Annotated in this window: 18 protein-coding genes and 4 pseudogenes; 14 read left to right on the top strand and 8 right to left on the bottom strand. The window is 42.0% G+C overall.

Annotated elements, in window-relative coordinates; genetic code table 11:
- Window positions 1–128 precede the first annotated feature (128 nt).
- From MAE_RS19685 to MAE_RS19670, 4 genes and pseudogenes are all read left to right on the top strand, one after another.
- Window positions 129–617, top strand: coding sequence for a hypothetical protein (locus MAE_RS19685; protein WP_012267131.1), 489 nt, complete (start codon window positions 129–131; stop codon window positions 615–617).
- A 149-nt stretch (window positions 618–766) separates the two neighbouring features.
- Window positions 767–1,981 (top strand): ISL3-like element ISMae36 family transposase, encoded by a 1,215-nt coding sequence (locus tag MAE_RS19680; protein WP_012263806.1) that lies wholly within the window; start codon window positions 767–769, stop codon window positions 1,979–1,981.
- A 30-nt stretch (window positions 1,982–2,011) separates the two neighbouring features.
- Window positions 2,012–3,232: pseudogene (locus tag MAE_RS19675) on the top strand (tetratricopeptide repeat protein); the annotation flags it as partial.
- Window positions 3,229–3,549 (top strand): ATP-binding protein, encoded by a 321-nt coding sequence (locus MAE_RS19670; protein ID WP_012267129.1) that lies wholly within the window; start codon window positions 3,229–3,231, stop codon window positions 3,547–3,549. The pseudogene MAE_RS19675 and the gene MAE_RS19670, both read left to right, overlap by 4 nt.
- Before the next feature lie 21 nt (window positions 3,550–3,570).
- Here the strand turns inward: MAE_RS19670 and MAE_RS30460 are convergent.
- Window positions 3,571–4,321 (bottom strand): annotated as a pseudogene (locus MAE_RS30460) (IS1 family transposase).
- A 34-nt stretch (window positions 4,322–4,355) separates the two neighbouring features.
- On the opposite strand from MAE_RS30460, the gene MAE_RS34550 reads away from it, so the two are divergent.
- The 5 genes from MAE_RS34550 (at window position 4,356) to MAE_RS19635 (ending at window position 7,368) form a co-directional block, all read left to right on the top strand.
- Window positions 4,356–4,721, top strand: a complete 366-nt coding sequence (locus MAE_RS34550) for a PIN domain-containing protein (protein WP_080507028.1) — start codon at window positions 4,356–4,358, stop codon at window positions 4,719–4,721.
- A 359-nt stretch (window positions 4,722–5,080) separates the two neighbouring features.
- Window positions 5,081–5,326, top strand: coding sequence for a DUF1902 domain-containing protein (locus MAE_RS19650; protein ID WP_012267127.1), 246 nt, complete (start codon window positions 5,081–5,083; stop codon window positions 5,324–5,326).
- Window positions 5,327–5,554 carry a type II toxin-antitoxin system HicA family toxin gene (locus MAE_RS19645; protein ID WP_012267126.1) on the top strand — a complete coding sequence of 76 codons (228 nt, stop codon included), beginning with the start codon at window positions 5,327–5,329 and terminating at the stop codon, window positions 5,552–5,554.
- Between the two features lie 156 nt (window positions 5,555–5,710).
- Window positions 5,711–6,043: a transposase family protein gene (locus tag MAE_RS19640; RefSeq protein WP_158303545.1), complete on the top strand. Its 333-nt coding sequence runs from the start codon at window positions 5,711–5,713 to the stop codon at window positions 6,041–6,043.
- A 374-nt stretch (window positions 6,044–6,417) separates the two neighbouring features.
- The gene (locus MAE_RS19635; protein ID WP_012267124.1) at window positions 6,418–7,368 is read left to right on the top strand and encodes an NAD-dependent epimerase/dehydratase family protein; all 951 of its coding nucleotides are present in this window, start codon (window positions 6,418–6,420) and stop codon (window positions 7,366–7,368) included.
- 128 nt (window positions 7,369–7,496) lie between these two features.
- On the opposite strand, the gene MAE_RS19630 is transcribed toward MAE_RS19635, so the two are convergent.
- Window positions 7,497–8,438 carry a DUF1517 domain-containing protein gene (locus MAE_RS19630; RefSeq protein ID WP_002761304.1) on the bottom strand — a complete coding sequence of 314 codons (942 nt, stop codon included), beginning with the start codon at window positions 8,436–8,438 and terminating at the stop codon, window positions 7,497–7,499.
- Between the two features lie 181 nt (window positions 8,439–8,619).
- Here MAE_RS19630 and MAE_RS19625 point away from each other — a divergent pair, with 181 nt between their 5' ends.
- The 5 genes and pseudogenes from MAE_RS19625 to MAE_RS19610 all read left to right on the top strand — a co-directional run bounded on the left by MAE_RS19625 (window position 8,620) and on the right by MAE_RS19610 (window position 13,578).
- Window positions 8,620–9,879 carry a phosphopantothenoylcysteine decarboxylase gene (locus MAE_RS19625; RefSeq protein ID WP_012267123.1) on the top strand — a complete coding sequence of 420 codons (1,260 nt, stop codon included), beginning with the start codon at window positions 8,620–8,622 and terminating at the stop codon, window positions 9,877–9,879.
- A 43-nt stretch (window positions 9,880–9,922) separates the two neighbouring features.
- Complete coding sequence (locus MAE_RS19620) at window positions 9,923–10,222, top strand: 2Fe-2S iron-sulfur cluster-binding protein (protein ID WP_002761301.1); 300 nt, start codon at window positions 9,923–9,925, stop codon at window positions 10,220–10,222.
- Window positions 10,223–10,234: 12 nt separating this feature from the next.
- Complete coding sequence (locus tag MAE_RS33510) at window positions 10,235–10,408, top strand: hypothetical protein (RefSeq protein ID WP_012267122.1); 174 nt, start codon at window positions 10,235–10,237, stop codon at window positions 10,406–10,408.
- Window positions 10,409–11,001: 593 nt separating this feature from the next.
- Window positions 11,002–12,190, top strand: a pseudogene (locus MAE_RS19615) (RNA-guided endonuclease InsQ/TnpB family protein).
- A gap of 431 nt (window positions 12,191–12,621) precedes the next feature.
- Window positions 12,622–13,578 (top strand): RNA polymerase sigma factor, RpoD/SigA family, encoded by a 957-nt coding sequence (locus MAE_RS19610; protein ID WP_012267117.1) that lies wholly within the window; start codon window positions 12,622–12,624, stop codon window positions 13,576–13,578.
- A 108-nt stretch (window positions 13,579–13,686) separates the two neighbouring features.
- Here the strand turns inward: MAE_RS19610 and MAE_RS19605 are convergent, their stop codons facing one another.
- From MAE_RS19605 to MAE_RS19585, 6 genes and pseudogenes are all read right to left on the bottom strand, one after another.
- Window positions 13,687–14,562, bottom strand: a complete 876-nt coding sequence (locus tag MAE_RS19605) for an S-methyl-5'-thioadenosine phosphorylase (RefSeq protein ID WP_002795595.1) — start codon at window positions 14,560–14,562, stop codon at window positions 13,687–13,689.
- Window positions 14,563–14,644: 82 nt separating this feature from the next.
- The gene (locus MAE_RS19600; RefSeq protein ID WP_002738732.1) at window positions 14,645–14,971 is read right to left on the bottom strand and encodes an urease subunit beta; all 327 of its coding nucleotides are present in this window, start codon (window positions 14,969–14,971) and stop codon (window positions 14,645–14,647) included.
- A 19-nt stretch (window positions 14,972–14,990) separates the two neighbouring features.
- Window positions 14,991–15,293 carry an urease subunit gamma gene (ureA, locus tag MAE_RS19595; RefSeq protein WP_002738360.1) on the bottom strand — a complete coding sequence of 101 codons (303 nt, stop codon included), beginning with the start codon at window positions 15,291–15,293 and terminating at the stop codon, window positions 14,991–14,993.
- A gap of 557 nt (window positions 15,294–15,850) precedes the next feature.
- Window positions 15,851–15,994 (bottom strand): annotated as a pseudogene (locus MAE_RS35270) (RNA-guided endonuclease TnpB family protein); the annotation flags it as partial.
- 102 nt (window positions 15,995–16,096) lie between these two features.
- Window positions 16,097–16,330 (bottom strand): hypothetical protein, encoded by a 234-nt coding sequence (locus MAE_RS19590; RefSeq protein WP_012267114.1) that lies wholly within the window; start codon window positions 16,328–16,330, stop codon window positions 16,097–16,099.
- A 545-nt stretch (window positions 16,331–16,875) separates the two neighbouring features.
- Complete coding sequence (locus tag MAE_RS19585; protein ID WP_012267113.1) at window positions 16,876–19,491, bottom strand: formylglycine-generating enzyme family protein; 2,616 nt, start codon at window positions 19,489–19,491, stop codon at window positions 16,876–16,878.
- Window positions 19,492–19,497: the final 6 nt, after the last annotated feature.

The following is a 19,497-nucleotide window of genomic DNA, read 5'->3' as shown; positions in this document are numbered from 1 at the left end:
GGCGTTTAAGTCCCAATAGGGAATTTATGGTTTCAGCGATATGTTATTGCCCGAATGCTTCGCCCCTACCCCCGAACAATAACCTATCGCTAAAGATAACTAAATTAACCGCCATCATTTACCACGCCATGAACGAACAACGCACCCAAGCTTATCTAAACCTGATTAATCAGCTATTATCCTGCAATGATGGCGATGAACCCCGAATTTTACAGGAAAATCGGGAACTATTGGATCAGGGTTTGGTGACAGAATTATTAAAAGTAGCGGATAATCTAAGGCTAAGAAGCGATCTCAATAATGCGAATCGGTTAATGAATATTGCGGGAAATTTGCTACAAAGCTATTCCTCTTCCTCTATAAAGACGGAAACTAACTATCTCAATTTCTTAATCGAGACATTACAAAAAATCTCAGAAAATTCCAACCCTCAAGTAATTTATCCCTTTTGGGCGCAAAATCTGGATAAATTCGATGAAAATTTGATTGAAGTTTTAGATGAGTGGGCAAGACAAACACTAATACAAGTTGCCCCACAACAAGCGAATTCTATTGTTACGGATATTTTTTATTTCAGTAATTTAAGGCTCTTCGGGAATTGTTATGCAAATAATTAACTTAAAATAAAATTCGATGAGAGCGCCTACGCTCAAAAGTAGCTGAAATCCATACAGGGAAGGACTTAAGGCACAAACAGGTTAATACCAAAAGATAGACAATTGAGTTAAGATTTGATATAATAGCCAAAAACGAGATTATTTTACTTATGATACTTGACAAATTTTTGAACCTAAAAGGAACCTGTATTCAAGGCTATCTACACCTAGAAAATATCGGTATAGTTTGCCGAATCGAATCGAAAAATCAAAAAGCAACCTGTCCTCGTTGTGGGTTAGAGAGCGATAAACTCCACCAAAATCATCGACATTTAGTCAAAGATTTACCAATCTCAGGTCAACCAGTATACCTACAAATTAATCGTCGTCAATTTAAGTGCGATAATTGTCAGAGACCCTTGAGCGAAGAGTTAGATTTTGTCGCCAAGAAACGAACCTATACGAAAAGACTAGCCGCAAATATACTCGAACAATTAAAAGAAGGAGATATTTTAAATGTTAGTCGAATAAATGACGTAACGGAAGAAGAGATTCAAAGAATGATAGAGGACATCGCCGAAGAAATTACAGAGCCAGACCTATCGGAATTAAAAAGACTAGGAATTGATGAAATCGCTCTAGTCAAAGGACAAAAAAATTACTGTGCGGTTTTAGTAAATTTAGATACGGGAAAACTAATAGCTATTCTAGAGAAGCGAACACAAGAAGAGTTGAGAGAAACGCTTACGGGCTGGGGAAAAGAGGTGTTAGAGCAAATTGAAGAAGTGAGCATAGACCTTTGGTTGCCTTATAAAAATTTGGTGAAAGAATTGATGCCATCGGCCGAAGTAGTCGCCGATAGATTCCATGTAATGAAACAAATTAATCAAGAGTTAGACGAACAGAGAAGAGCAGAAAAAAGAGCCGTAGAAGCGCAGAAAAATAAAAAACAGAAAGCGGAAAAAGAAGCGAAGCTAGAAGTTTTAAAGCGAAGTAAATATAGCCTGTTAAAAAATGAAGAAGATTTAACGGAACCCCAAAAAATTAAACTAGAAGCTATCAAAGAAAAATTCCCAAATTTGAAAAAGATGCAGGAATTAAAGGAAGAATTTAGAAAGATTTATGAAACCTCAGAGAATCCGACAGAGGGAATGCTATCCATCTCGGAATGGTTGGCAAAATCCTCCAGTGTTTTTACCAAGAGTTGTCAAACAATCCGAAACTGGTTTGGAGAAATAATTAGTTATTTCGAGCGAAGGACAACGAATGGGGTGGTCGAGGGAATCAACAATAAACTTAAACTAATAAAACGGAGAGGCTATGGCTTTAGAAACTTTCGGAATTTTTGGGTTAGAAGTATGTTATCTTGGCATCTTGTATGTTGATTTAGCATAAAGGGTAACGAAGAGCCTAATTTAATTGCCCAGTTTCCTCACGGTAACATCACCACCCACAAAGAAATTGCCATCACGGGTTATGAAATAGCCTTAACTATCTTCACTTTTGACGCATTCCCCCAAGATTGGGCAATGACACAGAATAATCTCGCTGTTGCTTACTGTGACAGAATCAGAGGGGAGAAAGCTGACAATTTAGAAAGGGCGATCGCCGCTTGCCAGGAAGCCTTGAAAGTGAGAACTTTTGACGCATTTCCCCAAGAATGGGCAGCGACACAGAATAATCTCGCTATTGCTTACATTGACAGAATCAGAGGAGAAAAAGCTGACAATTTAGAAAAGGCGATCGCCGCTTGCCAGGAAGCCTTGCAAGTTTATACTTTTAAGGCATTTCCCGAACAATGGGCATTGATACAGAATAATCTCGGTGAAGCTTACCGTGACAGAATCAGAGGGGAGCAAGCAGGGAATTTAGAAAAGGCGATCGCTGCTTACCAAGAAGCCTTAAAAGTGTTGACTTTTGACGCATTTCCACAAAAATGGGCAATGACACAGAACAATCTCGCTAATGCTTACAGTGACAGAATCAGAGGGGAGAAAGCCGACAATTTAGAAACGGCGATCACCGCTTACCAGGAAGCATTGAAAGTGAGGACTTTTGACGCTTTTCCCCAAGACTGGGCAAGGATACAGAATAATCTCGCTATTGCTTACAGTAACAGAATCAGAGGAGAGAAAGCAGAGAATATAAAACAAGCAGTCATGTGTTATCAAAACGCTTTACAAGGATATGAAACCGCAGGAGATTTCCTGAATGCCGCAGAGATGGGGTTAACATTAGGTAAAATTAAAGTAGATCGAGGAGAATGGTATCAAGGATTAGCTTATTTAGAAAAAAGTCTTAAAATTTATCGTCAATTTGACGATCTCAAAAGTCGTGCTGATACCATTTATCAAATTGCTCATACCCATCACCTAATTGGAAACCATGAAAAAGCCTCTATTTATTATCGGGATGCTTTGCGCTTTTATGAATATCTAAAACATGATAGAGGTGTTGCCTTTTGTCAAGCAAGTTTAGGCAGACTCATGTTGCAAATTGGTTTTGTCGAAAAAGCTGAAGAATTATTAAAGAAGGCTACTTTTATTTTTAAAGAACTGAATAATGAACAAGAAATTGCTAAAATAGCAGAAGTTCTGAATTGCCTTGCCAAAATTAAGGAGAAACAAGCTGTATGAATGAAGCGGATCGCATTTGGGATGAATTAGATAATATCTATTGTCAATGGGGAATAACGGAAATTCCTTTTTCTGAAAGTGCTTCAACATTGAGGGAATCGCAGTTAAGAAAAGTTTTTACTGGGAGAAGTCAAGAATTAAAACCAGTTTTCAGCTTATTAAAAGGAAAAGAGCGTAAAAGATTGTTAGTTTACGGTTTGATTGGTATTGGGAAAACGGCTTTTATTTTAGAAATTTTAGATGTTCTAAAACGTAAAGCAACTAAGACTTTAACTGCCTATATCAGTTTGCCAGCTAATACAGATTTAGGGTGGTGATTCTGTAGTAGTGATGGCGGCTTAATCCTTTGCCAGGTGTGCATTGTAGTCATGGATAAAATACCAAACAGCCCCAACGTGATTCTCCATTTTTTTAGAGAAAGATAGACTCTCTCTCACCAACCGAGAAATCCTTTGTCGAAAGGTATTATTTAATCTTTCAATAGGATTAGTTTGACCAGTTTCTTTCCCGACTGGTCGATGACGTTTACTGGGAATTACTGTCTTATATGACTCCCAAAAGTCTGTGTAAGCAACTGCACATTGTCGGTAAACACCTGGTAAACTAGCCCAAAGTTTTTTGGCTGATTGACGACTCCTATCTCCGCGCATAGCAACCAATAATTTCCCTTGTATTTCTATCAATTAACCGCCAAATATAGACCTTTATCGTCTTAGAAAAAACAAAAGACCACATTTCATCACATTCTCTAACCAATTTACCTTTTGGTTTGTCCGAAACCTTTATTTGACGGGGGACAGCCGCCAGTTTATTGTTGACATAATTTTGTAACCATGACCAACTTACCCCTGTTACTCTAGCAATTCCTCGTCAGGAAATTCGTTCGAGCAAGAGTTTATCAATTAATTGTTTGGTTTCGTCAGAGACGGTTTTATTAGTGGGATTGATCACCAACTGACGACCACATTCTTTACCTTGACGTTTGGGTTTTCCATTATGAATAGAACCATTCTTGATCGTATGGTGAGAACCACAATTAGGACAGGGGAACGGAGGTGAAGGGGGTACTTTGTTCGGTGCTAGACTGATATTTCAGTAAGCCAGACAGGAGCCAGAAAAAGATATTTATCAGAAAAGTCATGATCAAGCTAGAGGTTTAAAGACTGATTCGAGCCAATTATTTTTATTAATAAATATTTTACACAATTCATACCAGGTAAGCAAGAGAGCTACGCCACTACTACCGAATCATTACCATCTACTTGAAGAATTGACACAAGGGTGTGAAATCTTACCTGTCTCCCTCGAAACCCTTGAGTATGCCGTGAAATTACGAGATCGCTACTTAATTTCATTTTGGGATAGCCTGATTGTTGCTAGTGCAGTTTTAGGCGATGCAACTATTCTCTACTCAGAAGATATGCAAGATGGTTTAATTATCAATAATAGCTTACAGGTTATCAATCCCTTTAAGGATTTAAACTCTTAAAAAGATCATTAATGATAACTATAGCGGTTATCATAAAAATGAAGTGTAACCTAATCTCGAAAAACTGCTTTTTTAGCCTCTTCTAAATCGTCATCACTGATCACAACATCTTTCCATAAACCTTTAATTTGAGTCTTATTGCGAGAACCTTCAAGTTGATGAATGACCGTTTTTTTTTAAGGCTTCTAATTCTTCCTGAATGACTTGAATCCGAAGTAGAACATATTGACTCATGGCAAATAATACCCTTACTCTTTGATTTGATTTTTTAATACTGCATATTTTATTGTATCACAGGATCGCACTGTATAATCTTAATTGATATATCAGCTAATTCTACTCAATTGAACTAAATAATCATGAATCAAAAACCGTACCAAGTAGAAGCATTTTGGGATCGAGAGGCGCAAGTGTGGGTAGCAGAGAGTGAAGATATTCCGGGATTAGTCACCGAAGCTGATACCATCGAAGCTTTAACAGCTAAATTACGACAGATAATTCCAGAATTATTACAACTCAATCATCTAATTACCATTGAACCTCAAAAAGCGATAACTTTTGAACTAATTAGTCATCGTCAAGAATCAATTGAGTGCGCTGTTTAGATGGCTACTTCTTTAACAACTGCATTAAAAAAACTACTTTCAGCAGCCGGATGTTATTTTGAACGTCAAGGGAAAGGAGATCATGAAATTTGGTATAGTACTCTGACAGAAAGAAGATTTGTAGTTGATAATACTATTAAATCACGCCATACTGCTAATGCAGTTTTGAAACAAGCTGGACAGGGTAATCGCACGTCGTTTTGTATAAAATATAACAGACAGAGGTGACTGAATGTCGCGCCTATCAGGGCGAACTGACAGGAGTTAATCTGAGAGGAAGCAAAAAGTTACATGGTGTAGCAGTTGAGCAGGGCATCCGGTTTTGGTCTCCTAGTTTTAAACCCCAAGCAAGAGCGAGAGGCAAAGCTCTTAAGAAACATTGTCTTGAAACATTTTCAGCATCTAGAAGACCCCAGAGCGGACAGGGGGCGCAATCCTAGCCTAGTATCGATAATTACCATAGCTATCTTGGCGGTCTTAACTGGTGCCGATGGGTTTGCCGCCATAGAAGTCTACGGTCAAGCCAAGCAATCTTGGTTGGAAACATTTTTAGACCTACCGAAGGGGATACCTTCCCACGATACCTTTGGCAGAGTGCTAAGGATACTAGAACCCAAGCAATTACAGTCAGGATTCCGGCTCTTGGATAGGGGAAATCACCGAGAAATTGAACCTAGAACTAATCCCTATAGATGGGAAAACGGCCAAAAATTCTGATGAAACGGTATCCGGCAAGCATGAACAATGATTTGATGGTGAAAATCTTAGCCGCCAGTGCCGTTGACAGCGAGAGGAGGTAGATGTTAATCCTGTAGTTGATGAGGAGTTTTGGGACTTTAAGGAACTGAGTAGATAAGGTCAGTTCGGGGTTTGTTAGGTCATAATGACTGGCAAAACCAGAGATTCGGGAGCCTTGTGCAGGTCAAAGCCTGAGTTGGCCATCGAATTTTAGACCTAACTCCTCGGAATTTGAGAACTCTATCAATATGCGATTACCCTGGGGGTTGGGGGAGATTCTGCTAATCTAAGAATAAGCGGTTTAAATGCGTCTTAGCTTACAATCGATACAAAATATCAACGACTAGGATTAAATGGCTACTCATATTGTTACTGGTGTCGCAGGTTTTATCGGTTCTAACTTGGCACAAAAGCTTTTAGAACAAGGAGATCAGGTGATCGGTATCGATCAATTTAACGATTATTACGACCCCAGTTTAAAGCGCAAAAATGCCCATATTCTAGCAAAATATCCCGAATTTCAGTTAATTGAAGCGGATATACAAGCCCTTGACTGGCGACAACTGTTGCAAGGAGTAGAAGTATTATTCCATCAGGCAGCCCAAGCAGGAGTCAGAGCAAGCTGGGGTGATGGATTTCGTCAATATACCGAAAGGAATATAAATGCCACTCAAATTATTCTTGAGGCCGCTAAGGAAACCCCTTCTTTACAACGGATGGTTTTTGCTTCCACTTCCTCGGTGTATGGCAATGCGGAAACGATGCCGACTCCCGAAACCCTTTGTCCCCAACCAGTTTCACCCTACGGCATCACCAAATTAGCGGCAGAAAGACTCTGTTGGCTATATCACCAGAATTTTAACGTTCCCGTCACTGCCTTGCGTTATTTCACCGTTTATGGACCGCGGCAACGTCCCGATATGGCTTTCCATAAGTTTTTTCAAGCAGCGATCGCAGGTAAACCGATCGGCATCTACGGAGATGGCAAACAAACCCGTGATTTTACCTTTATTAGCGATGCTGTAGCCGCTAATTTAGCCGCTGCCCTAGTGCCGGAAGCGGTGGGGGAGGTGTTTAATATTGGTGGTGGTAGTCGCGTGGTATTGTTGGATGTCTTGGATACCATGGCAAAAGTCATCGGTAAACCTATCGAGCGATCGCATCAAGGACTCGCCCGGGGAGATGCCCGTCACACCGCCGCCGATGTCACCAAAGCCCGTACTATTCTAGGTTATAATCCCCAAGTCTCTTTAGCCGAAGGATTAGCCCAAGAATGGCAGTGGATTCAGGAATTATATTGTTAATGGTTAGGGTGTGTTAGGGCATCGTGACACACCTAAAAATCCCATCACGGCAGCAATTCCTTAATAATCAAAAAATCTCCCTGCAAAAGGGAGATTTTGGCCAATATCTGGTATTATACCCCGACAAATTACACCAATTTCAGATCGGGATAATTGGCGAGAATGTCGTCTTGACTGAGAATATCACCCTCGCTTTGAGGAGTCCAAATCACTTCTACCGCTAAAAGTCGATCGCCTCCCATACTACCAATTTGTTGCAGGGCTTGTTTCAAGTCTTGGGAATCATTAATTTTGGCTAGAGAAAATTTACCGACAATGCCGGCTAAAATAGTCACCAAAATATAGCCTTCCGGTGCGGTTTTAGCTAATTCCCCAGCCGATTCGGGTAAAATATTTTCTTGAGAACCTTGACGCAGTTGATTATTGTAATTAGTTAAGGTTTCCGCCGTTAGTTTACCGCGTTCGTTGAGAGACCACTGATTAAACTTCGCTTCTGCACTGCTGAGGCTGGTTTGTTGGCAATCGACGTTACCATAAACCCAGTATTCCGGATGACGTAACAGGGCGAGGGCCGATTCTTGTAAGACTTCGACGCGTCCCTCGGAGGTGCTAGTATCCACAGTTAGGGCGATTTGATTTAATTCTTGTTGCAGATAACGGGCATTAGCCAACAAACCCACCTGTACTTTAGCCACGGAGACGGTTTCATAACCGGATTCTATCGTCATACCATTCTCATCACTGCCTCCACCATTACGGAAAGCATTAACGAGGAAATTGGCAATAGCAAAAAAGATTAACAGAGAAATTAAGCCACCGCCACCACCACCCCAAAAGAAGGGTAAGAGGAAGGGAAAACCAATACCTCCACCGTAACCGGGGGAACTGTAACCACCACCTCTAGAAGGGCTAATACTGCGACTAGGGGCGCGAAAACTACCGCCCCCCATTCTACCCCCCGATGCCGCTAAAGCACTGGAAACATTGCCTAAAATCAGCGTTGTCACTAATCCTAGAACTAATAGCGGCTTGGCAAGCGATCGAACTTTAGTTAAAATTTTGTCAATCATAAGAACACCGAAGCAACCCTTTATTTACTAGGATAACCAGTTTCTCCCTCAGGGATAGACAAACCCCGAATAGGGATAACCGAATCAGTGATCAGTTATCAGTTATCAGTGATCAGATTTGAGTTTTCAGTTCACTGTTTACTGTTTACTGATCACTGACAAAACCCCCACCCCCAAATTTATGACTTGGAATTTCTCTTCTCCGACGGATTCGCCCTTAAGCGATCGCGAAGTACCCTTAGAAAGTCATCATCTCTGGGGTAAACGTATTGCTTTACTGGTGACAGGAGGGATTGCGGCCATGAAAGCGCCGCTAATTGCCCGATCTTTGCGGAAATTCGGGGCTACAGTCGTGGCTTTTGTCTCGGAAGAAGCTTTAAGATACGTCACTAAGGAAGCTTTGGAATGGAGTACGGTTAATCCCGTAATTAGCCAATTAACGGCAAAAGCAGAACATTTAAGCGATCAATCTCCCTTTGATCTTTATTTAGTCGCCCCCGCTACCTATAACACGATTAATAAGTTTCGTTACGGAATCGCTGACGGAGTGATCACTTCATGCTTGGCCTCGGCCTTGGGACGACAGGAAAAGGGAAAAACTAAAATTCTGCTTGTCCCCACCATGCACGGCAGTTTACATAATGCTATTCTGACCGAATCTTTGCAAACTCTCGATCGCTGGGGAGTCCAGATTATGTCACCCCGGGATGATTACGGTAAGCACAATCTCCCCGGGGAAAAAGAGATCACCGTAGCAGCCTGTGGGATTCTCAGTAATTCTGTCCTGAAAAATAGGCCGATTTTAGTCACTGGTGGACCCACACCCGTTATTATCGATAATATTCGTCGTTTAACCAATCGTTTTACCGGACAATTAGGAGTCGCTATTGCAGAAGAATTGTACCTGCGCGGGGCAAAGGTGCAATTAATCCACGGACGCGGCAGCTATACACCTCCCGCTTATTTACCCCATGAAATTATTGAAACTTATGACGAGTATCTAGGGAAGGTTATGGGAGAATTAGAGAGTAAAGATTATAAATTTGGGATTTTTTCGGCAGCAGTGGCAGATTATCGCTTAGAAAGCCCTTTTTCTGGCAAAATTCCCAGTGGTGGGCCGTTAAATCTTAATTTTGTGCCGACGGAAAAAGTGATTGACAAGGTGAGAGAAAAATTTCCCGATTTAGAGATGGTGACTTTCAAGTATCAGGAGGGAGTCAGTCAGGAGGAGTTGCTGGAAATCGCCCGTAAACGCCTAGAAAAGGGCTATCAGGCCGTCATTGCTAATAGGGGTGAGGAAAAGGGCGATCAAGGGGAACAGGTGGCTTATTTGGTCACAAAAGCGGCATTGGGGAAATTTATCGGCAAAAAAGCGATCGCTATTGGCATCGCCGAATATTTAGAACAGCGAGCCAAAAATGTTACAATCAAAAAAATTTAATATTTTTTAATATTAATTTGCAAAAATTTAGGGTAACACAGTCATGGGTAACATCAACTTCGTCAAAGAGAATAAGATCGTGGTAGCGGCAGATGGAGCGAATTTACGAGAGAAAGCAATCCAGAATGGCGTTGATATCTACACTTTTGGCGGTAAATTGATGAATTGTGGCGGTTACGGTCAGTGTGGTACTTGTATAGTGGCAATTGTCGAGGGTATGGAAAATCTCTCGGCCAAAACCGACTTTGAACAGCGCTGTCTGAAGAAAAAACCCGAAAATTATCGTTTAGCCTGTCAAACCAGCGTTAATGGCCCTATTAGCGTCCAAACTAAACCAAAATAGCATTTAAGCGTCATGCCCCACCCCCAGCAACGCACCGGTGGGGAAGGTGCGGCGATCAGAACCATTGAGGCGTTCGATACCAGTGAAAATTGCCAGACAATATCACTTGACATCCTCGCCGCCGTAAAACGGACGGCGATTCCTCACCACGCCACTTTTTTAGGGTGGTCGCGTCAATGGGGTTGACGCTTCACCGAAAAACGCTTAATTGCTTAAGTCTGACTCTTTCGACCCGTCCGTTTTGAGTGTCCGGATGCCGGACGGCCACTTTGAACAAGTCGAAAAAATCTCATGTTCAACCTTATTTCCTAGAAAGTTTTACTCGTTCAAGGCCGAATTTGAAGTCTTTTCTGAACAAAACCCCCTACTATCTGTTGTCAAGGTTCAGTTTTTAGCTTGGTTATCGCTTTTTCCATTGTAGCTTAAAGCCGTCCTAAAAGGACGGGGTTTTAACCCAAATTTTCGATAATTCCCTGAGCGACTTTTTCAGCAGACCCTAATTGATGTCTTGGGAAGACATCTCAGCGGATTTTTGTGATTTTTTCGCTGCTTTTTTGCCAGCCAAGGGCTGACAATCAAGAAATTTGCTAGAAAATATCGGCTTTACTGCATTTAAACTGCCTATTGGACATTTTAGTACAAACCCCTCACTGATCGCCCTGCGATCGCTATCTGAGAAAATTGCTCATCGAAAATTTGGGTCTGAAACCCCGTCGTTCTACGACGGCTTTACTGTTAAATATTAGAACATTTACGAAATATATGCTAGAATGTGAGGTATGGAAAAAGCCTACTCGTTCCGATTTTACCCCACACCCGAACAAGAGTCGCTATTGCGGCGCACTTTGGGCTGTGTAAGATTAGTTTACAACAAAGCTCTCCATGTCAGAACACAAGCTTGGTATGAAAGACAAGAAAGAGTAGGATATACTGAAACTTCTTCAATGTTGACCGAGTGGAAAAAGCAAGAAGAATTAGACTTTCTCAATGAAGTAAGCTGTGTACCTTTACAACAAGGGTTAAGACACCTACAAACAGCTTTTACTAACTTCTTTGCTGGTCGTACTAAGTATCCTAACTTTAAGAAAAAACATCAGGGAGGAAGTGCCGAATTTACCAAATCTGCTTTTAAAATTAAAGACAGACAAATCTATTTAGCTAAATGCACAGAACCTTTACCTATTCGATGGTCAAGACAAATACCAGAAAGCTGTGAACCAAGCACAGTAACAGTCAGATTACATCCTTCTGGACGTTGGCATATCTCAATAAGATTTGATGACCCAACGATTAAGCCTCTACCAGTAACAGATAAAGCCATTGGAATTGACTTAGGAATTAGTAGCCTCGTGATTACCAGCGATGGCGATAAAGTGTCTAATCCCAAGCATTTTAAGAAACATTATCAGAGGTTGCGAAAAGCACAAAAAAGCCTTTCTAGAAAACAGAAAGGGTCAAAAAATCGGGAAAAAGCAAGAATCAAAGTAGCCAAGATTCACGCTCAAATCACGGATAGTAGAAAAGACCATTTACATAAGCTAACCACTCAATTAGTTCGTGAAAACCAAACGATTGTGGTTGAGAATTTAGCCGTCAAGAATATGGTCAAAAACCCGAAATTATCTCAGGCAATATCTGATGTAAGCTGGGGAGAAATTACCCGACAATTAGCCTATAAATGCCGTTGGTATGGAAGAAATTACATCGAAATAGATAGATGGTTTCCTAGCTCTAAAAGGTGTAGTAATTGCGGGTATATTGCCCTTGAAAATGCCGTTAAATGTTCGAGAATGGGACTGTCCAGACTGTGGGACTCACCATGACCGAGATATTAACGCTAGTAAAAATATTTTGGCCGCAGGGCTTGCGGTGTCAGTCTGTAGAGCGACCATAAGACCAGAACAGAGTAAATCTGTTAAGGCAGGTGCGGAACCCCGCAAGGGAAAGAAGCAGAAACCTAAATCGTGAGGTTTGGGAATCACCGTCCGTTTACGGCGGTGAGGATGTCAATTTGTCATCTAGATTGCATCCTGATTGGAAACCTTTGGGTAATCTATGGGTACAGATACTCAAACCTCCCCTTCCTTGCTGCGTTCCTGATAGGGATATTTTTTTTCTCATAAACTTTACAATATTTAATAATTGTTGTAATATTGGTTAAACAACCAAGGTTCTTACTACTTGCCATTTATGCCGATAAACTCTATATCTAGCCAAAAAAAGAACTATAGAGGCAATTAAATCTTCAATTAGATTTCTCTATATCCTTGAGTGATCACTTACTAATCTCTTTACAAAACTAGAAAAAACCCTGATAGCATCTCCTTAACTGCCCCTGGGGAAGCGATCTGAAAAACGCCATCAATCCCTGAATATCAACCCTCAACCGACGCGCACTCATGAAAACCTCGAAAAACCCCACCGATCCAGTTCGCGCCTATCTCAGAGAAATTGGCCGAGTTCCCCTTCTCACCCATGAAGAAGAAATTCTCTACGCGAAACAGGTACAAAGATTAATTTTTCTGGAAAAAATCAAAGAATCCCTAAAGGTGAAACTCGGCAGCGACCCCAGCGATCGCCAATGGTCAGAAGCGGCGGAAATTAGTGAAGAACAACTCCGTCGAGAATTGGGGGCAGGGGATTTCGCCAAACGCAAGATGGTAGAAGCGAACCTGCGTCTAGTGGTTTCCGTCGCTAAAAAATACCTAAAACGCAATCTAGATCTATTAGACCTTATCCAAGAGGGAACGATTGGGATGCAAAGAGGTGTGGAAAAATTCGATCCCACCAAAGGCTATCGCTTTTCCACCTATGCCTATTGGTGGATTCGCCAAGCCATCACCCGGGCGATCGCAGAAAAAAGTCGCACCATCCGTCTGCCCATCCACATCACCGAAAAACTGAATAAAATCAAAAAAGCCCAGCGTCAACTAGCTCAAGATAAAGGTCGCGCTGCCACCATTGCCGAATTAGCCGAGGAATTAGACCTAACTCCCAAACAGGTGCGAGACTACTTGGAAAGGTCCCGTCAACCCCTTTCCCTTGACTTAAAGGTGGGGGACAATCAAGACACGGAATTAGGGGAACTCTTGGAAGATACGGGACTTTCCCCCGAAGATTACACTGCCTATTCTTCCCTCCAAGTGGATTTGGAAAAACTGATGGCAGACCTCACCCCTCAACAAAAAGAAGTGATTTGTCTGCGTTTTGGTTTAGATAATGGGCAGCCCCTCACCCTAGCAAAAATTGGCGTTCGACTCAATATCAGTCGTGAACGCGTGCGTCAGATCGAACGAGAAGCGATCGCTAAATTAAGAAAACGCAAGGGCAACATCAGAGAATATCTAGCTAGTTAAGCTAGAGATAACCTAGAATTTGGGTCAAATTGAGCGTCTGGATAACAGCGAGAAAAATGACCCATTTCTAGATTCATCGGCGACTTTTCTCCGCTCTTATTTCTCTATTTATTCAAGATATTTTTTCAAAAAGAGAGCTAATTTTTCTTTAGTGGCGACGGGAACAGAATCTAGACGGGTAAGAATAGCGTATTTAAGGGCAGAATGAGCGGCGGAAACGGGAGGATTAGCTGCCAGACGACGCACCGTTTCTTGAATAACTTTTTGGGCATTAATAGCGTTATGGTGGAGATTTTCGATCACCATTTCTACCGTGACATGATCGTGGTCGGGATGCCAACAATCGTAATCGGTAACTAGGGCTAAGGTAGCGTAGGCAATTTCCGCTTCTCGGGCTAATTTGGCCTCGGTTAAATTGGTCATACCGATCACGGTTGCCCCCCAACTTCTATAGAGATTTGATTCCGCTTTAGTAGAAAAAGCCGGCCCTTCCATACAGAGGTATGTACCGCCGCGATGCAAGGTAACTTCCGGTAGGTTTAAACTAGCGACGGCATCCCCTAAAATTTCGGCTAATTGGGGACAAATGGGATCACCAAAGGCAACGTGAGCAACAATTCCTTCCCCAAAAAAAGTCGCTATTCTCTCTTTAGTTCTGTCAATAAATTGATCGGGAATGACTAAATCTAGGGGTTTAACTTCGGCTTTTAGGGAACCAACGGCCGAAGCGGAAATAATATATTCAACCCCTAATTGTTTGAGAGCGTGAATATTAGCGCGAAAGGGTAATTCGGTCGGTAAAAAATGGTGATTTCTGCCATGACGCGCTAAAAAGGCAACTTCTGTTCCCTCTAAAGTACCGAGAATTAAAGCATCGGAAGGAGAACCAAAAGGAGTATCGAGGGATACTTCCCGCACATCCTTGAGGGCATCCATTTTATACAAACCACTGCCGCCAATGATGCCAATTTTTACCGTCGTCATAGTCTTGGAAAGAATTAGTTATCGTTGCCTTGATTGTACCATAATTGAGCGATCGAACTGTGATAATTTTTCCGTTAAGGCCTTACTTTTTCTTTTTCTTGCCCTTGAGGGAACCATTAATTAAACCATTAAAGCCATAAATTTCTTCAGTTCCCGCGATGGTAACTAATTCCACCTCTTTCGTGTCTCCCGGTTCAAATCGAACTGATGTACCCGCGGGAATATTCAGATGGGTTCCTTTGGTTAATTCGCGCTGGAACTCCAGGGCCTGATTAACTTCATAAAAATGATAGTGGGAACCCACTTGAATGGGTCGATCGCCTGTATTAGCCACAGAAATACGCAGGGTGTCGCGACCGACATTAATCTCGATCGCCCCGGATGGTGTGATAATTTCTCCCGGAATCATAACTGCTAAAAATCTCCTGTTAGTGAATGGGATTGTGAACGGTAACTAATTTAGTGCCATCGGGAAAAGTCGCCTCGATCTGCACTTCCGTAATCATTTCCGGGATACCTTCCATTACCTCCTCGCGAGTTAATAAAGTAGTGCCGTAACTCATCAATTCAGCCACGCTACGACCTTCCCTAGCACCCTCGAGGATGGCGGCGCTAATATAGGCGATCGCTTCGGGATAATTTAACTTGATACCGCGATTTTTGCGTCTTTCGGCGAGCAGTGCCGCCGTGAAAATGAGTAATTTATCTTTTTCTTGGGGCGAAAGTTGCATAGATAGGCCTTTTTTCACACAGATGCTAGGGTTATTGTAGTTCTTGGCCGGATAGTTGTAGCGATCGAGTTGTGAAAATTTATCGAAAATTTGGGTTGAAAACCCCGTCCTTTTAGGACGGCTTTAAGCTACAATGCAAAAAGCGATAACCAAGCTAAAAACCGAACCTTGACCACAGATAGTAGGGGGTTTCGTTCAGAAAAGACTTCAAATTCGGCCTTGAACGAGTAAAACTTTCTAGGAAATAAGGTTGAACATGAGATTTTTTCGACTTGTTCAAAGTGGCCGGAGGGCATTCGGACACTCAAAACGGACGTGGAGAAAGTGTAAGACTACCGCTAAGGTAGCAGCATCCTGTGAAGCGTCAACCCCATTCAACGACCATCCTAAAAAGGTGGCGTGGTGAGGAATCACCGTCCGTTTACGGCGGTGAGGATGTCAAACATCCTTTGGCTCAAAGTTGATACCACATTAGGAGTGTCCCCGGTCGGAATAGTTAGTAAAAGTATAGTCAAATATAGACAGACTGAATTCCATTTCAGAAATTCCTTTCACTTTTACTTCGAGAGATTGATTCTCCTTGGGTGAACTACGCACCTCTCTATCCCATAGCGGTTAAACGCATTTGGGAATGCTTTTCGTAAAATATTGTAGGAACCTATGACATCAGATTGAATCAGAATCCCCTTATCTGTACGATATGTTTTTAGATTTATTCAGCAAACCCTACTTAATAACCAGATTTAGTGTCAAAGATGGTTAAATTCTTGGTCGGAAACACAACAACAAATACCCGAAGATATTCAAGTAGTAACAATAAGATTAGGAATTACACCAGAACACATTCCTATAATTGGATCATCTTCTAAATAAGTATTTGTTGAAGCTGGAGATTCTGGGGCAGAATCTATATTTTTTGAGGTTTCTGGTAAATGGCTTTCTAAACTTTCGATCAGCTTTTCTAAAACGAGAAGTTTTTCAAAACTCAGCCGCTCAATTTGGTTGATTAGTTTTTGCCGCAATTCGATCGATGTCATTGTCCTGTCTCCTGTTTTTTTAAGATGAGAAAAGGCAACACCCCCCCTTATCAAGGGGGGCAGGGGGGATCGAACCTAAAATCCATTTTTAATTTAATTATAACCAACTACTTAGGGCTTGCTGAATAAATGTGAAATTTAGGCAAAGTAAGGGTTTTGGGGCTTTACGAGCGAAACAGGTGCAAGATTTTGAGAGAATCGTCGTTCAAAACCTCGCGTCTTCATCGGCCCGCGTCCTGTAGGGGCGAAGCATTCGGGCAATAACCTATCGGTGAAACCGGAGATTTTCTATCCGAATGCTTCGCCCGTACTTTTTCAGCACAGAAAACGGGTTTCTCCGAGAAACTCGTTTTCTGCTCATGGACACCCCCCTTATCAAGGGGGGCAGGGGGGATCGACACCCCCCTTATCAAGGGGAGCAGGGGGGAGAACCCAAATAACCAGATTTAGTATAACCCCTAAACCAATACACTTGTACTATAGCTTGCCCAAAAAAATTCCAGAAAAGGGAATGAGGGTAAAAAGGGAAAAAAAGAGAAAAAGGGTTACAGAGTCCTCCCAGCACCGCACACCACCCGAAAACCGTCGTAGTTGAGGCTGCAGTCGCGGCGGAGGCTGAAGGAGCGGAAAGCGGAACGGCAGATAACTGGATTGCTGAACCAAGAACCGCCCCGCAATGGAGAACGATTATCATCCCCATTTTTTGTCCAAGCACTGCCATCCGTCGGCGCATCCTTATAGTCATCGTGCCAGGTATCGGCACACCATTCCCAAACGTTTCCGTGCATATCGTACAACCCGAAGGCATTAGCTACCTTAAAATAGCCCACTGGGGTTGTTTCACCTCGATATTCTCCTTTTGGTTCATGGGCATAAGTTTCAGTACCTCGATAGTTAGCTAAATCTGCCGTTATCGTTTCCCCAAAGTGAAAAGCAGTTGTTGTCCCCGCTCTACAGGCATATTCCCATTCTGCCTCACTCGGTAGCCGATATTCCCGTTTTGTTTCCCTTGATAGTCGTTTACAGAATTCCGTTGCTTGATACCAGTTGACTCTTTCTACGGGTAGCTCATCCCCTTTAAAGTGAGAAGGGTTTGTCTCTAGGTCGATGTCTATTTTAGCGGTTGCGGCGATAGCTTGCCACTGAGCTTGGGTGATGGGATAACGCCCCATGTAGAAAGAGGAAACGGTTACTCGGTGTGAGGGTTTTTCTCGTCTAAATCCATCCCAACCAAATTTTTTCACCAGTCTTGCAATTTCCCCGTCTTCGGTTCCCATCATAAATGTGCCGCCGGGGATTTCCATCAATTCCAATTCGACTCCCTCGGCTAGTTTTTCGACAATGCCTTCTGCTTGCCTTTTTTCCTTTTTAATTACCCATTTTTCTGGTTCAAAACGACTTTGAGACTGACGTTCTATGGTTGCCAGGGTAAATTCAAAGGTACGGGTTTTTAAGGGAGGTGGCGAGGATTGAGGGATTGGAGGGGGATTAGAAATATTAACGGCGATTTCTTCGGCAAATTCTGCGTATTCTCCCCCCAGATTGCGTAAGACTTCGATGCTGACTTGAGCGAAGGGAAGAATTTTTTCTCTTTGTTCTCGGGGATAGGTGGGTAATAGGGTTAATAAAGCGGCAAAACTGCGGATAGGACTTTTAATTTCCCCGGCAATATATTGGGAAATAGCATCGAGTACCTTGATAGTTTGTCGCCTACCGATAGCATCATTTAAGACTTGACGTACCCCGGGCAAAAAGTCATAGACTCGATACTGTCCTTCTTCATTTTCTACAATCGGTTTTAATAAACCTCCCATGTAGAATTCTGCCACATGAACGGGACGCACTTCGTTTAAAAGAGTTTTACGAATAAGATTGACCACCTGCATACTTACCGGGGCAGCTGCCATCATTTTTGCTAGTTTTTTGGCTGGTTCTGACGCGGTGGCAAAAAATCGCTCGACCATTGCCTCGGCCTTATTTTTAATGCTGTTTTTATCTTCGCTGTCTTGCTTATTTTCCTCTCTGGATATAGGGGGAATTTCGATAATTTGTTGTTTAATAAATTCTAAATCAAATAAAAAAGCGGAAATCTGAGCATTACCTGAACCAGCGACAACTTTTGCCCATTGTTTGAGGACTTCTGTTTCTAACGTGATTACGGGAATAAGAAGGGTATTTTGCCAGTTAATCGGTAGCCATTGGGGATAATTTTTTAAGATTAATTTCGGATTGGGAACCCCGGCAGTTAAAGCAGTGGTAAAGAGTTTACGTCCCCGTCCTAGTTGGGTACTATTCCATAATCTTTCGGGGAAAAGTTGCAGAATAGCGGTGGGTTGTTTTTCTGACCAATCTTTTAACCAAGGATGAATTAAGGCTTTTTGCCAGAGAGGAGAAACACAATCACTTACTAGCAAAACTAATCCCCGTCCCCTGGGATGAATAAGTTCTTTATGGGGGTGATAACGTTGTCCCGGTTTACCTTTTTTTCTGCGTCTTACTAACTGTAATTCTTGATTATTTGAGGTTGATAGTTGCCAAACTCTGACGGTTTTAAATGCTCCTTGATTTTCTAAGAGATTTTGTAACTCATTAATTAATTCTCGCCAAATGAAAGAGGATCTAGATTCTTCTACTACTAATTCGAGGGTTAACCAGCGTTCCGGTTGGGGTTTAGTCACGGGTAGCCAAATATCCCTTTCTGCAATAAAAGAAGCGGTTGCTTCTTCATCTAGAATCGTTTTAGTTGCTGAGGGAACTTTTCCCATGAAAGGACGCAAAGCGCGACTAATCAAGAGTGCTGTCTGTAATGCAGGAGCAGCAGGAACTTGAAAAGGAAAGCCTTGGATTGGGGTGGGTTTTTCTATTTCTTTGGGTAGAGATTCTTCGGTAATAACATCGACATTTGGCTGGGATTTTGATAGGTTATCTTCTGGAATATTCTCTAAATTTTCCTCTATTTGATTAGAATTTGATGAATCTATTGGCTGTTTATTTTCTGGAAATATTGGCGGTGATTGCAAGTCTTCAACACCCATTTGTAAGGCCAACCAGATACTATCAGCTACATCTTCATCACTGAGTTGTAACCGTTCTAGTAGTCCTGTTTGCTCTAGATAATCTAATAGTTTTTTAATTGATGAATTGGATGGGGATTCACTCATCTTCTA

Source organism: Microcystis aeruginosa NIES-843 (assembly GCF_000010625.1).
GTDB classification, from domain to species: Bacteria; Cyanobacteriota; Cyanobacteriia; order Cyanobacteriales; family Microcystaceae; genus Microcystis; species Microcystis aeruginosa.
This window is presented reverse-complemented; position numbering and strand designations above follow the sequence as displayed.